12 protein-coding genes are annotated in these 14,181 nt (G+C 71.9%); all 12 read left to right on the top strand.

Annotated elements, in window-relative coordinates:
* Positions 1–61: 61 nt before the first annotated feature.
* Complete coding sequence (locus ABZ479_RS32490; RefSeq protein ID WP_500464891.1) at positions 62–1,354, top strand: homoserine dehydrogenase; 1,293 nt, start codon at positions 62–64, stop codon at positions 1,352–1,354.
* A 7-nt stretch (positions 1,355–1,361) separates the two neighbouring features.
* A complete protein-coding gene (gene thrC / locus ABZ479_RS32485; RefSeq protein ID WP_499602500.1) occupies positions 1,362–2,450 on the top strand; it encodes a threonine synthase in 1,089 nt (362 codons plus the stop codon).
* A gap of 262 nt (positions 2,451–2,712) precedes the next feature.
* Positions 2,713–3,636 (top strand): homoserine kinase, encoded by a 924-nt coding sequence (thrB, locus tag ABZ479_RS32480; protein WP_500464890.1) that lies wholly within the window; start codon positions 2,713–2,715, stop codon positions 3,634–3,636.
* Positions 3,637–4,033: 397 nt separating this feature from the next.
* Entirely contained in the window at positions 4,034–5,965 is a 1,932-nt protein-coding gene (rho, locus tag ABZ479_RS32475; protein WP_500464889.1) for a transcription termination factor Rho, read from the top strand.
* Between the two features lie 269 nt (positions 5,966–6,234).
* Positions 6,235–7,374 carry an LCP family protein gene (locus tag ABZ479_RS32470; RefSeq protein ID WP_500464888.1) on the top strand — a complete coding sequence of 380 codons (1,140 nt, stop codon included), beginning with the start codon at positions 6,235–6,237 and terminating at the stop codon, positions 7,372–7,374.
* 123 nt (positions 7,375–7,497) lie between these two features.
* Positions 7,498–7,722, top strand: coding sequence for a 50S ribosomal protein L31 (gene rpmE / locus ABZ479_RS32465; RefSeq protein WP_018563536.1), 225 nt, complete (start codon positions 7,498–7,500; stop codon positions 7,720–7,722).
* A gap of 115 nt (positions 7,723–7,837) precedes the next feature.
* On the top strand, positions 7,838–8,926 hold the full coding sequence (gene prfA / locus ABZ479_RS32460) for a peptide chain release factor 1 (protein ID WP_500464887.1): 1,089 nt from the start codon (positions 7,838–7,840) through the stop codon (positions 8,924–8,926).
* A gap of 16 nt (positions 8,927–8,942) precedes the next feature.
* The gene (prmC, locus tag ABZ479_RS32455) at positions 8,943–9,788 is read left to right on the top strand and encodes a peptide chain release factor N(5)-glutamine methyltransferase (protein ID WP_500464886.1); all 846 of its coding nucleotides are present in this window, start codon (positions 8,943–8,945) and stop codon (positions 9,786–9,788) included.
* Between the two features lie 31 nt (positions 9,789–9,819).
* Positions 9,820–10,467 carry an L-threonylcarbamoyladenylate synthase gene (locus ABZ479_RS32450; RefSeq protein WP_499602493.1) on the top strand — a complete coding sequence of 216 codons (648 nt, stop codon included), beginning with the start codon at positions 9,820–9,822 and terminating at the stop codon, positions 10,465–10,467.
* Positions 10,464–11,096: an arsenate reductase/protein-tyrosine-phosphatase family protein gene (locus ABZ479_RS32445; protein WP_499602491.1), complete on the top strand. Its 633-nt coding sequence runs from the start codon at positions 10,464–10,466 to the stop codon at positions 11,094–11,096. Before ABZ479_RS32450 ends, ABZ479_RS32445 begins: the two co-directional genes overlap by 4 nt.
* Positions 11,097–11,288: 192 nt before the next feature.
* On the top strand, positions 11,289–12,590 hold the full coding sequence (gene glyA, locus ABZ479_RS32440; RefSeq protein ID WP_500464885.1) for a serine hydroxymethyltransferase: 1,302 nt from the start codon (positions 11,289–11,291) through the stop codon (positions 12,588–12,590).
* Between the two features lie 118 nt (positions 12,591–12,708).
* Entirely contained in the window at positions 12,709–14,016 is a 1,308-nt protein-coding gene (locus ABZ479_RS32435; RefSeq protein ID WP_500464884.1) for an MraY family glycosyltransferase, read from the top strand.
* Positions 14,017–14,181 lie beyond the last annotated feature (165 nt).

Here is a 14,181-nt window from a genome sequence, read left to right as displayed (position 1 = left end):
GTGCGTGAGACTGGGACCGTCCAAGAAGCTTGCAAGAGCTGAAACCGCGAAGCGAGGTCGGATGATGCGTACGCGTCCGCTGAAGGTGGCGCTGCTGGGCTGTGGTGTGGTCGGCTCAGAGGTGGCGCGCATCATGACGACGCACGCGGACGACCTCGCCGCGCGGATCGGCGCACCCGTGGAGCTCGCCGGCATCGCCGTGCGCCGGCCCAACCGGGTGCGCGCGGGCGTGCCCGCGGAACTGCTCACCACGGACGCGACCGCCCTGGTCAAACGCGGTGACATCGACGTGGTCGTCGAGGTGATCGGCGGCATCGAGCCCGCGCGCTCGCTGATCACCACCGCCTTCGAGCACGGCGCCAGCGTGGTCTCCGCCAACAAGGCGCTGCTGGCCGCGGACGGTGCCAAGCTGCACGCCGCCGCCGTCGAGCACGGGGTGGACCTCTACTACGAGGCCGCCGTCGCCGGCGCCATCCCGCTGATCCGCCCGCTGCGCGAGTCGCTGGCCGGCGACAAGGTGAACCGGGTGCTGGGCATCGTCAACGGCACGACCAACTTCATCCTCGACAAGATGGACTCCACCGGCGCCGGCTACTCCGAGGCGCTGGACGAGGCCACCGCCCTGGGGTACGCCGAGGCCGACCCGACGGCCGACGTGGAGGGCTTCGACGCCGCGGCCAAGGCCGCGATCCTGGCCGGCATCGCCTTCCACACCCGGGTGACCATCGACGACGTGCACCGCGAGGGCATCACCGAGGTCACCGCGACCGACATCGCCTCGGCCCAGCGGATGGGCTGCACGGTGAAGCTGCTCGCGATCTGCGAGCGCAGCGCCGACGGCCGTTCGGTCACCGCCCGCGTCCACCCGGCGATGATCCCGCTGACGCACCCGCTGGCCAGCGTGCGCGAGGCGTACAACGCGGTCTTCGTGGAGGCCGCGGCGGCCGGCCGGCTGATGTTCTACGGTCCCGGTGCGGGCGGCTCGCCGACGGCCTCGGCGGTGCTGGGCGACCTGGTGGCGACCTGCCGCAACAAGCTGGTGGGCACCACGGGGCCGGGGGAGTCGGCGTACGCGCAGCTCGCGGTCGGCCCGATGGGCGAGGTGGTGACGCGCTACCACATCAGTCTGGACGTGGCGGACAAACCGGGTGTCCTGGCCCAGGTGGCCACGGTCTTCGCGGAGCACCAGGTGTCGATCGACACCGTCCGCCAGCAGGGGAAGGACGGCGACGCGTCGCTCGTCGTCGTCACCCACCGGGCGGCGGACGCGGCGCTCGGGGCGACCGTCGAGGCGCTGCGCGAGCTGGACACCGTCCGGGGTGTCGCCAGCATCATGCGTGTGGAAGGGGAGTAACCCAGCGATGAACGCAGTCTCCGCCGGCCGTGTGCCGGCCACCCACCAGTGGCGCGGCCTCATCGAGGAGTACCGGGACCGGCTCCCGGTCGGTGCGGCGACCCCCGTGGTCACGCTGCTGGAGGGCGGCACGCCGCTGGTCCCCGCCCAGGTGCTGTCCGAGCGCACGGGCTGCGACGTGTTCCTGAAGGTGGAGGGCGCCAACCCCACCGGCTCCTTCAAGGACCGCGGCATGACCATGGCGATCTCCAAGGCCAAGGAGGAGGGCGCGCAGGCGGTCATCTGCGCCTCCACCGGCAACACCTCCGCCTCGGCGGCCGCGTACGCGGTGCGGGCCGGGATGGTGTGCGCCGTCCTGGTGCCGCAGGGCAAGATCGCGCTGGGCAAGATGGGCCAGGCGCTGGTGCACGGGGCGCGGATCCTGCAGGTGGACGGGAACTTCGACGACTGCCTGGACCTCGCCCGCGGACTGTCCGACAAGTACCCGGTGGCGCTGGTCAATTCGGTGAACCCGGCCCGCATCGAGGGCCAGAAGACCGCCGCCTTCGAGATCGTGGACGCGCTCGGCGACGCGCCGGACGTCCACGTGCTGCCGGTCGGCAACGCGGGCAACATCACCGCGTACTGGAAGGGCTACCGCGAATACTCCGCGGACGGCGTGTCGACGCGCAACCCGCGGATGTGGGGCTTCCAGGCCTCCGGCGCGGCGCCGATCGTGCTGGGCCACCCGGTGCGCCGGCCGCAGACGATCGCCACCGCGATCCGCATCGGCAACCCGGCGTCGTGGCAGTTCGCCGAGGAGGCCCGCGACGAATCCGGCGGCCTGATCGACTCGGTGACCGACCGTCAGATCCTGTCGGCGTACCGGCTGCTCGCCGCGCAGGAGGGCGTCTTCGTCGAGCCGGCCTCCGCCGCGAGCGTCGCCGGGCTGCTGAAGGCCGCCGAACAGGGCGAGGTCGACCCGGGCCAGCGGATCGTCTGCACGGTCACCGGCAACGGCCTGAAGGACCCGGACTGGGCGGTCGCCGGCGCGCCGCAGCCCATCACCGTCCCGGTGGACGCGGACACGGCCGCGGAGCGGCTGGGGCTGCTCTGAACCCCCGAGGGACAACAGGGGCGCACGGATTCGCACGCGACACGCATCACGCGCTGTCCGTGCGCCCTATGTCGCAGGAGAACCTTCCTTCGATAGGCTGACCTCACACCGGCGCCGCCGCACGCCGTTCTGGCCCATGCCAATGGCATCCTCCTCGCGGGATCCCCTTGGTACGGTCCCCCAAGTCCTCGCCGCCGTACGGCAACGATGCCGCGGCATCGCGGGGCGGACACGCCCTTGAAGCAAGGAGAGTCATCGACCGATGGCCGGACCAGCCTTCCGCGCCGCCGCCGTCCGAGTGCGCGTCCCCGCGACCAGCGCCAACCTCGGACCGGGCTTCGACGCCTTCGGTCTGGCGCTCGGACTCTACGACGACGTCGTGGTCCGGGTGGCCGACTCCGGTCTGCACGTCGACATCGCCGGCGAAGGCAGCGACTCGCTCTCCCGCGACGAGAACCACCTGGTCGTACGCGCCCTGCGGACCGCCTTCGACCTGCTCGGCGGACAGCCGCGCGGCCTGGAGGTGGTGTGCGCCAACCGCATCCCGCACGGCCGCGGCCTGGGCTCCTCCTCCGCCGCCATCTGCGCCGGCATCATGGCCGCCCGCGCGGTGACGATAGGCGGGCAGGACAAGCTCGACGACGCCGCGCTGCTGGAGCTGGCCAACGAGATCGAGGGCCACCCGGACAACGTCGCCGCCTGTCTGCTCGGCGGCTTCACGCTGGCCTGGACCGAGGGCGGGGCCGCCCACGCGGTCCGGATGGACCCCTCGGGGTCGGTCGTCCCGGTGGTCTTCGTACCCGGCAGGCCCGTGCTGACCGAGACCGCCCGGGGGTTGCTGCCGCGCACCGTGCCGCACGTGGACGCCGCGGTCAACGCGGGACGCGCCGCGCTCCTCGTCGAGGCCCTCACCCGGCGCCCCGACCTGCTGCTGCCGGCCACCGAGGACCGGCTCCACCAGGAGTACCGGTCGCCCGCGATGCCGGAGAGCGCGGCACTGGTGAACCGCCTGCGCGCCGAGGGCGTCCCCGCCGTCATCTCCGGTGCGGGGCCCACGGTGCTGGCGCTGGCGGACGAGGAAAGCGCCGACAAGGTCTCCCGGCTGGCGGGCGAGGGGTGGGCGGCGAACCGTCTGTCGCTCGACGCGGCGGGGGCGAGTGTGCTGCCGCTCGCCGTGGGGCAGTGACACGATTGCCGGTCGTAGAGAGGGGGAATGTTTGCTGGATCCGGTAGTGTTAATCTCATTGCTGCACCCGTGGACTCAGGAACCTGCCTGTTGTGCCTGTTGTCCCGGTGCCTTGTGTCCCGCATCGGGACCGCCCATTCTTCCGGGAGCCTCCCACACCGCATAGGCAGCCTGCCTGGGCAGTGCCGAGCACGCTCCGGAGACGGCGCGGGTGACATTTCACCCGAGAGTGAACTCTCACCTCGCCGGTAACTGTTTTCTTTGTTCCACATCATTTCCTCCGCCATCAGGCGGACCACCGCCCCGGGTCCGGCGCAAGTGATAAGGACCGGATCCGGACAGCACGACCGGTCGCCGAGCCAGACAGGCCGACGTCCGCTCCAGGGAAGGACCCTTCGTGAGCGACACCACCGATCTGATGGGCGTACGCGCAGACAGCCCTGTCGCCGCGTCCGATGCTGCCGCGCCTGCCACCGGTGCTGCCACTGCCCCCGCCGCGCGGCGCCGCCGCGCGGGTACCGGTCTTGAGGGCATGGTCCTGGCCGAGCTGCAGCAGCTCGCCTCCGGTCTCGGCATCAAGGGCACCGCGCGGATGCGCAAGAGCCAGCTCATCGAGACCATCAAGGCCGCGCAGTCCGGCGGCGGCGCCAAGGCCTCCGCCGCCGAGGGCGCGCCCGCCGCCGAGAAGCCGAAGCGCCGGGCCACCTCCCGCACCCGTACGGGTGAATCCGCCGAGGCCGGGGACCAGGGCGCCGAGCAGCAGCCGAAGCAGATCGAGATCCCCGGCCAGCCGGCCGGCGAGAAGGCCGCACCCGCGGCCAAGGCCAAGGCGGAGTCCGCCAGGGCCGAGCAGTCCGCCGAGGGCCGTGCCGAGGCCGCGGTGGACAACGCCGAGGGCAGGTCCGGCGAGGCCAAGGGCGGCGACGACCGCCGCGAGAGCCGCCGCGACCGTCAGCGGGACCGGCAGCGCGACCGCCGCAAGGGTGGCGAGGACGGCGGCCAGCAGCGTCAGCAGCAGGGCGGCGGCCAGGGCCAGCAGCAGGGTGGCGGACCGCAGGGCGGTCAGGGTGGCCAGGACGACTACGACGACGAGAGCGGCGGCCGCCGCCGCAGGGGCCGTTACCGCGACCGCCGTGGCCGCGGCGGCAACCGCCGCGACGACTTCGCGGGCGAGCCGCAGGTCGCCGACGACGACGTCCTGATCCCGGTCGCCGGCATCCTGGACATCCTCGACAACTACGCGTTCATCCGGACCTCCGGCTACCTGCCCGGCCCCAACGACGTGTACGTCTCGCTCGCCCAGGTCCGCAAGAACGGCCTGCGCAAGGGCGACCACGTCACCGGTGCCGTGCGCCAGCCCAAGGACGGCGAGCGCCGCGAGAAGTTCAACGCGCTGGTGCGCCTGGACTCCGTCAACGGCATGGCGCCCGAGAGCGGCCGCGGCCGCCCGGAGTTCAACAAGCTCACCCCGCTGTACCCGCAGGAGCGGCTGCGGCTGGAGAACGAGCCCGGCCAGCTGATCACCCGGATCATCGACCTGGTCGCCCCGATCGGAAAGGGCCAGCGCGGCCTGATCGTGGCCCCGCCGAAGACCGGTAAGACGATCATCATGCAGGCCATCGCCAACGCGATCACCCGCAACAACCCCGAGTGCCACCTGATGGTCGTCCTCGTCGACGAGCGTCCCGAAGAGGTCACCGACATGCAGCGGTCGGTCAAGGGCGAGGTCATCTCCTCGACCTTCGACCGCCCGGCCGAGGACCACACCACCGTCGCCGAGCTCGCCATCGAGCGTGCCAAGCGACTGGTGGAGCTGGGCCACGACGTCGTCGTCCTGCTGGACTCCATCACCCGTCTGGGCCGCGCGTACAACCTCGCGGCGCCCGCCTCCGGCCGCATCCTGTCCGGTGGTGTCGACTCGACCGCGCTGTACCCGCCGAAGCGCTTCTTCGGTGCCGCGCGCAACATCGAGGACGGCGGCTCGCTGACCATCCTGGCCACCGCGCTGGTCGAGACCGGCTCGCGCATGGACGAGGTGATCTTCGAGGAGTTCAAGGGCACCGGCAACATGGAGCTCAAGCTCGACCGGAAGCTCGCCGACAAGCGGATCTTCCCGGCGGTGGACGTCGACCCGTCCGGTACCCGCAAGGAGGAGATCCTGCTGGCTCCGGACGAGCTGAACATCACCTGGAAGCTGCGCCGGGTGCTGCACGCGCTCGACTCGCAGCAGGCGATCGAGCTGCTGCTGGACAAGATGAAGCAGACCAAGTCCAACGCCGAGTTCCTGATGCAGATCGCCAAGACCACCCCGGGTGGCAACAACGACTGACGCCCCGGCGTCGGCACGACCGCGAAGGCCGGTCCCCTCACCTCGGTGAGGGGACCGGCCTTCCGGCGTCCGCGGCCGAGGCGCCGGCCTTCCGGCGTCCACGCAGGCACCGACCGGATGGCTCTCACCTGCGGCGGATCCGGCGCGTCCCCCGGCGGCGCGGCCCCGGACCCGCTGTCATTGCCCTGTGCGGCACCCCTCGCGTGGCTGATCCGGCGCGGGACGGGGTATCCCGAAGATAGGGGGACGAATCAGGACAAGAGGAGCCGATGCCCGAGCACGCGGACGACGGACGAGCCGCCCGGCGGCGCCTTCGCAGCCCGAGCCTGCGCAGCCCCCGCCGGCGGGCCCTGCGGGTCACCGCATGGGTCGTGGCGACGTTCCTGCTGCTGACCACCACCGCCGTCGGATGCCTCTACCTCAAGCTCAACGGCAACATCAGGGGCATCGACATCAACGCCCTCCTCGGGCGGGACCGGCCGGCCGACGTCGACAACGGCTCGATGGACATCCTCGTCCTCGGTTCCGACTCGCGTTCCGGCAGCAACCAGAAGGCCGGCGGCGGGCAGGACGACGGCACCGCGCGCTCCGACACCGCGATGATCGTCCACGTCTACCAGGGGCACGACCGGGCGAGCGTGGTCAGCATCCCCCGCGACACCCTCGTCGACCGGCCCGCCTGTGCCGAGCCCGGCGGCGGCACCGCCCCCGCCCGGCAGGGCGAGATGTTCAACCAGGCGTACGCGATCGGCGGCCCGGCCTGCGCCGTCAAGACGGCCGAGTCGATGACCGGCATCCGCATGGACCACTACATCGAGATCGACTTCGCCGGCTTCCAGCACCTGATCGACGCCCTCGGCGGGGTCACCGTCACCACCAGCCAGGCCATCAGCGACAACCGCAGCCACCTGCACCTGCCGGCCGGCACCCACCACCTCGACGGCAAGCAGGCGCTCGGCCTGGTCCGCACCCGCCACGGGGTGGGCGACGGCAGCGACCTGGGCCGGATAAAGCTGCAGCAGGCCTTCCTGAAGGCCCTGGTGGACCGGGTGAACGGCATCGGGCTGCTGAGCTCGCCGACCCGGCTGTACACGATCGCCGACACCGCCACGGGGGCCATCACCACCGACTCGGAGCTGGCGTCCGTCAAGAAGCTGGTCGGCCTCGGGGAGAGCCTGAAGGGCCTGGGCTCGAAGGACATCGGCATGGTCACGATGCCCGTGCGCTACGACCCCTACGACCCCAACCGCGTCCTGCCGATCACCGACCAGGCCGAGCAGGTCTGGGCGGCGCTGCGGGCCGACGAACCGATCCCCGAGTCCGCCACCAAGGGCTCCGCCGGTGACGACGTCGACACGAACGGTGTGGTCAGGAGCTCCTCGCAGCCGACCGCCGGGGGATCGGAATAGATCACCGCGGGACCCGGTTTGGGGAGATGCGGCCAGTGCTGGCAGACTGGTACGTCGGCCCCGGTTCACGTGACGCAAGCCCGCAGCACGACCCGGGACCCTCCCGAACACTAGGAGAACCCCTTGAAGCGCGACATCCACCCGGAGTACGTGGAGACCCAGGTCAGCTGCACCTGCGGCGCCTCGTTCACCACCCGCAGCACCGTGAAGGACGGCGTCATCCGTGCCGACGTCTGCTCCGCGTGCCACCCGTTCTACACGGGCAAGCAGAAGATCCTCGACACCGGTGGCCGTGTGGCCCGCTTCGAGGCCCGCTTCGGCAAGGCGGCCGGGTCCGCCAAGAAGTAGCGACCCGAAAGCGCCGGTCCACGGCTGCCCGGATATCCTCCGGCGGCCGGACCGGCGCTTTGTCGTCCCAGGCTGGCAGACCGGCGTCCACCCCTTTTCACGAGCAGGGATCCTGATGTTCGAGGCGGTCGAGGAACTGATCGGCGAATACGCCGACCTCGAGAAGAAGCTTGCCGACCCGGCGGTCTTCGCCGACCAGGCCAACGCGCGCAGGCTCAACAAGCGCTACGCCGAGCTGACCCCCATCATCGGCACGTACCGCGGCTGGAAGCAGACCGGCGAGGACATCGAGACCGCCCGTGAACTCGCCGCGGACGACCCGGACTTCGTCGCCGAGGTCAAGGAGCTGGAGCGGCACCGCGAGGAGCTCACCGAAAAGCTGCGGCTGCTGCTCGTCCCGCGCGACCCCAGCGACGACAAGGACGTGATCCTCGAGGTCAAGGCCGGCGAGGGCGGCGAGGAGTCGGCGCTCTTCGCGGGCGACCTGCTGCGCATGTACCTGCGCTACGCGGAGCGCGCGGGCTGGAAGACCGAGATCATCGACGCCAACGCCTCCGACCTCGGCGGCTACAAGGACGTCCAGGTCGCGGTGAAGACCAAGGGCGGGGGCGGCGCCACCGAGCCCGGCCAGGGCGTCTGGGCCCGGCTGAAGTACGAGGGCGGCGTGCACCGCGTCCAGCGCGTGCCGGCCACCGAGTCGCAGGGCCGCATCCACACCTCCGCCGCCGGCGTGCTGGTGACCCCCGAGGCCGACGAGGTCGAGGTCGAGATCGGCCCCAACGACCTGCGGATCGACGTCTACCGCTCCTCGGGCCCCGGCGGCCAGTCGGTCAACACCACCGACTCCGCGGTGCGCATCACCCACCTGCCGTCCGGGCTGGTCGTCTCCTGCCAGAACGAGAAGAGCCAGCTGCAGAACAAGGAGTCGGCGATGCGCATCCTGCGCTCCCGGCTGCTGGCCGCGGCGCAGGAGGAGGCGGAGCGCGAGGCCTCCGACGCCCGTCGCAGCCAGGTGCGCACGGTGGACCGCAGCGAGCGCATCCGTACGTACAACTTCCCGGAGAACCGCATCTCCGACCACCGCGTCGGCTTCAAGGCGTACAACTTGGACCAGGTCCTCGACGGCGAACTGGACGCGGTGATCCAGGCCTGCGTCGACGCCGACTCGGCCGCCAAGCTGGCGGCCGCGGGCGACGGAAGCTGAACCGGAGGCGGAGAACGTGAACCTGCTGCTCGCCGAGGTCGCCCAGGCGACCCAGCGGCTGGCCGACGCCGGCGTTCCCTCGCCGCGGTTCGACGCCGAGGAGCTCGCGGCGTACGTGCACGGGGTGAAGCGCGGCGCGCTGCACACCGTCGCCGACGCCGACTTCGACGCGCGCTACTGGGAGGCCGTGGCCCGCCGTGAGGCCCGCGAGCCGCTGCAGCACATCACGGGCCGGGCGTTCTTCCGCTACCTGGAGCTCCAGGTCGGCCCGGGGGTGTTCGTGCCCCGTCCGGAGACCGAGTCGGTCGTCGGATGGGCCATAGACGCGGTGCGCGCGATGGACGTCGCCGAGCCGCTCATCGTGGACCTGTGCACGGGTTCGGGCGCGATCGCGCTCGCCCTGGCGCAGGAGGTGCCGCGCAGCCGGGTGCACGCGGTGGAGCTGTCCGACGAGGCACTGGTGTGGGCCAGGAAGAACGTCGAGGGCAGCAAGGTCGACCTGCGGCAGGGGGACGCCCTGGAGGCCTTCGGGGACCTCGACGGCCAGGTGGACCTGGTGATCTCCAACCCGCCGTACATCCCGCTCACCGAATGGGAGTACGTGGCGCCGGAGGCCCGCGACCACGACCCCCAGATGGCGTTGTTCTCCGGTGAGGACGGCCTGGACACCATCCGCGGCATCGAGCGCACCGCGCACCGGCTGCTGCGGCCGGGCGGGGTCGTCGTCATCGAGCACGCCGACACCCAGGGCGGCCAGGTGCCCTGGATCTTCACCGAGGAGGCCGGCTGGGCGGACGCCGCCGACCACCCCGACCTCAACAACCGCCCCCGGTTCACCACTGCCCGCAAGGCGACGCCGTGACCACGGCGCCGCACGTCATGGAGGTCTGCTGATGGCACGCCGTTACGACTGCTCGGACGCGACGGACCGGGTCGCCGGACTGCGCGAGGCCGCGTCCGCCGTACGCCGCGGCGAGCTCGTGGTGCTGCCGACGGACACCGTCTACGGGATCGGCGCGGACGCCTTCAACGCCGAGGCCGTCGGCGACCTGCTGGAGGCCAAGGGCCGGGGCCGCAACATGCCCTCGCCCGTGCTGGTGGGCTCCCCGAACACCCTGCACGGCCTGGTCACCGACTTCACCGAGCAGGCCTGGGAACTGGTCGACGCCTTCTGGCCGGGCGCGCTGACCCTCGTCGCGCGTCACCAGCCGTCGCTGCAGTGGGACCTGGGGGACACCCGCGGCACCGTCGCCGTCCGCATGCCGCTGCACCCGGTCGCCATCGAGCTGCTGACCGAGACCGGCCCGATGGCCGTCTCCAGCGCCAACCTGACCGGACACCCCTCCCCGCAGGACTGCGACGCGGCACAGGAGATGCTGGGCGACTCCGTCGCGATCTACCTCGACGGCGGCCCGACGCCCGCGGCCGTGCCGTCCTCCATCGTGGACGTCACCGGCAAGGTGCCCGTCCTGCTGCGGGCGGGCGCGATCAGCGCGGAGCAGCTGCGCGAGGTCGTACCCGACCTGGAGGTCGGCAATTGACACCGCCCATACCCGGGCAGTGGGATCACGGCGAGCGCCCGTTCCGCATCCTCCACGTCTGCACCGGCAACGTCTGCCGCTCGCCGATGGCCGAGCGGCTGACCCGGCACGAGCTGACGCTGCGGCTCGGTGACGGCGCCGCGGGGATCGTCGTGGAGAGCGCCGGCACCTGGGGGCACGAGGGCGCCCCGATGGAGGCGCACGCCGCGACGGTGCTCGCCGAGTACGCCGCCGACCCGACGGGCTTCCTCGGGCGCGAACTCCTCGACGACCACGTGATCGACGCCGACCTCGTGCTGACCGCGACCCGCGACCACCGCGCCCAGGTGATCTCCATGGGGCACGCGGCGGGGCTGCGCACCTTCACGCTCAAGGAGTTCACCCGGCTGGTGAAGGCGATAGACCCGGCGACGCTGCCCGAGGGCAGCGTGACCGAGCGCGCGCGGTCCCTGGTGCGCGCCGCCGCGGCCCTGCGCGGGTGGCTGCTGGCGCCCACCGCGGACGCGGACGAGGTGTACGACCCGTACGGCGCCCCGCTGACCTTCTTCCGCAGCATCGGCGAGGAGATCCACGACGCGCTGGACCCCGTCATGACCGCCCTCACCGGGGTTCCGGCGCCGACCGCCTGACCGGCGGGGCGGAAAGGTTTCAGCACGTCCCGCCCGGCCCCCGGGGCGGTCACCGCGGGGGGCGCCGGGGCACCGCGCCGCGGCGGGCGGCGCGATCGCGGCCCCCGGTGGAGCACAACGCGGCGCGAAATGTCCGGAAGGGTGCAACAGTGGCAGGTGAGAACCTTCCCAGCCGCCCCCGGGAGCGCCGCCATGCCCACCGCGGAAGCGTCTTCACCCCACATAGCCGCCCCCACGCTCCCGGCCGGTGACCGCGGCCTGGACGAGCTGCGCGCCCATGACCCCGAGCTGGCCGACATCCTCCTCGGGGAGGCCCAGCGGCAGGCCTCGTGCCTGCAGTTGATCGCGGGCGAGAACTTCACCTCCCCGGCCGTCCTGACCGCGCTCGGCTCGCCGCTCGCGAACAAGTACGCCGAGGGCTACCCCGGTCACCGCCACCACGCCGGCTGCGAGCTGGTGGACCTGGCCGAGCGGCTGGCCGTGGAAAGGGCCACACGGCTGTTCGGAGCCGCGCACGCGAACGTGCAGCCCTACTCCGGCTCCTCGGCCGTGCTGGCCGCCTACGCGGCCCTCCTGGTCCCCGGGGACACCGTCCTGGCGATGTCGCTGGCGCACGGCGGCCACCTCACCCACGGGTCCGAGTCGAACTTCTCCGGCCGCTGGTTCCGCATCGCCGGGTACGGGGTGACGCGGGGCGCGTCCTTCGAGGAGGGCGGCCTGATCGACTACGCGCAGCTGCGGGAGCTGGCCCACCGGCACCGCCCGAAGGCGATCGTCTGCGGCGGCATCGCCTACCCGCGGCACATCGACTACGCCGCCTTCCGGGAGATCGCGGACGACGTCGGCGCGTACCTGATCGTGGACGCCGCGCACACCCTCGGCCTGGTCGCCGGCGGCGCCGCCCCCAACCCGGTGCCGTACGCGGACGTGGTGTGCGCCACCACGCACAAGACGCTGCGCGGCCCGCGCGGCGGGCTGGTGCTGTGCGGCGCCGACCTGGCCCAGCGCATCGACCGGGCGGTCTTCCCCTTCTCGCAGGGCGGCCCGCACATGCACGCCGTCGCGGCGAAGGCGGCGGCCCTCGCCGAGGCGGCGCGGCCGGAGTTCGCGCTCTACGCGCACCAGGTCGTCGCCAACGCCCGTACGCTCGCCGGGGCGCTCGCCGCGCACGGCCTGCGCATCGCCACCGGCGGCACGGACACCCACCTGATCGCCGCCGACGTGTCGGCGCTCGGCGTCACCGGGATGCGCGCCCGCGGGCTGTGCGCGGCCGCCGGGATCGTGCTGGACAAGTACACGCTGCCGTTCGACACCGAGCCCTGCACGGCGGGTTCGGGCATCCGGCTGGGCACCGCGTCGGTGACCACCCAGGGGATGCGCGAGGAGCAGATGCCGCAGGTCGCGGACCTGATCGTGCGGGCGCTGCGGGAAGAGCGGGGGCTGGCGGGCGAGGTCGCTGAACTGGTGGAGGCGTTCCCGCCGTACCCCGGCTGAGACGCGCTTCACAGGGGGGCCGGGCCGAACCCGCGAGTGGTGTGTGCAACCCTGGGTACTCGCTGTGAGTCTTCGTCTGTGTTTACAGTCGCCACCCGGACGCGAATAGGGTGTGCCCGTGCGTGAGTACCTCTTGACCCTGTGCGTGGCGGCAGCCGTGACCTACCTCCTCACGGGGCCGGTGCGGAAGTTCGCCATCGCGGCAGGCGCCATGCCCGAGATCCGCGATCGCGACGTCCATCGCGAACCCACGCCACGCCTCGGCGGCATCGCCATGTTCGGCGGGCTGTGCGCCGGCCTGCTGGTGGCGGCCCACCTGACCAACCTCAAGAGCGTCTTCGAGCTCTCCAACGAGCCGCGGGCGCTGCTCTCCGGCGCCGGACTGATCTGGCTGCTGGGCGTGCTGGACGACAAGTGGGGCGTGGACGCCCTGATCAAGCTGGGCGCGCAGATGATCGCGGCCGGCGTGATGGTGCTGCAGGGCCTCACCGTGCTGTGGCTGCCGATCCCGGGCAAGGGCATCGTGGCGCTCACGCCGGTGCAGTCGACCCTGCTGACCGTGGCCCTGGTCGTGATCACGATCAACGCGGTGAACTTCGTCGACGGACTCGACGGACTCGCGTCCGGAATGGTGTGCATCGCCGCGATCGCGTTCTTCATGTACGCGTACCGCATCTGGTACGGCTACGGCATCGAGGCCGCCGCCCCGGCGACGCTGTTCAGCGCCATCCTCATCGGGATGTGCCTGGGCTTCCTGCCGCACAACCTGCACCCCGCGCGGATCTTCATGGGTGACTCGGGGTCGATGCTGATCGGCCTGGTGCTGGCCTCCGGGGCCATCTCGATCACCGGCCAGACCGACCCCGACGCGATCACCAACCTCACCGGCTCGACCCGCGACACCACGCACTTCATGGTGCCGGTCTACATGCCCCTGGTGCTGCCGCTGACGCTCATCGCGATCCCCGCCGCCGACCTGGTGCTGGCCATCGTGCGCCGCACCTGGAACGGGCAGTCGCCGTTCGCCGCCGACCGCGGCCACCTGCACCACCGGCTGCTGGACATCGGCCACTCGCACAGCCGGGCCGTGTGGATCATGTACTTCTGGTCCGCGCTGATCGCCTTCGGAGCGGTCGCCTTCGCGGTCAACTCCTCCAGCCTGTGGATCGTCCTGGGCATCGTGATGCTGAGCGCGATGGGCCTGAGCGCCCTGCTCATGCCGCGCTTCCGGCCCCGGGCCCCGCGCTGGGCCGAGGCGTTCGTCCCGCCGCGGTACCGCCGTACCCAGGCGGAGGCCGCGCAGGCGGCGCACGCCGCCGCGGCGGCCACCATCGCCGCGGGGGAGGCCCCCGGCGTCAACGGCGCGACCGCGCTCAGCGCCCGTTCCCTGGTGGACGCCGGCCGCGGCGCGGGCACCCGCCCGTAGGCCGGCGGTCCGATAGCACACGGTCCTTGCGGCGTCAGCCAGGCGCCACGAGGATTGCGCCGTCCGTGTGACAGGTCGCACACGAACCGGGTAAAGACCTCATCAAATAGTTTGTGATACCGTTCACGAGAACCCGGAAGCAAGCCGAAAGACCCTAGTGCGATG

The sequence above is a fragment of the Streptomyces sp. NPDC005722 genome (genome assembly GCF_040630935.1).
In the GTDB taxonomy this organism is placed as follows: Bacteria; Actinomycetota; Actinomycetes; order Streptomycetales; family Streptomycetaceae; genus Actinacidiphila.
Note: the sequence above shows the minus strand (reverse complement) of the source record. Positions and strands in the feature narration are given on the sequence as shown.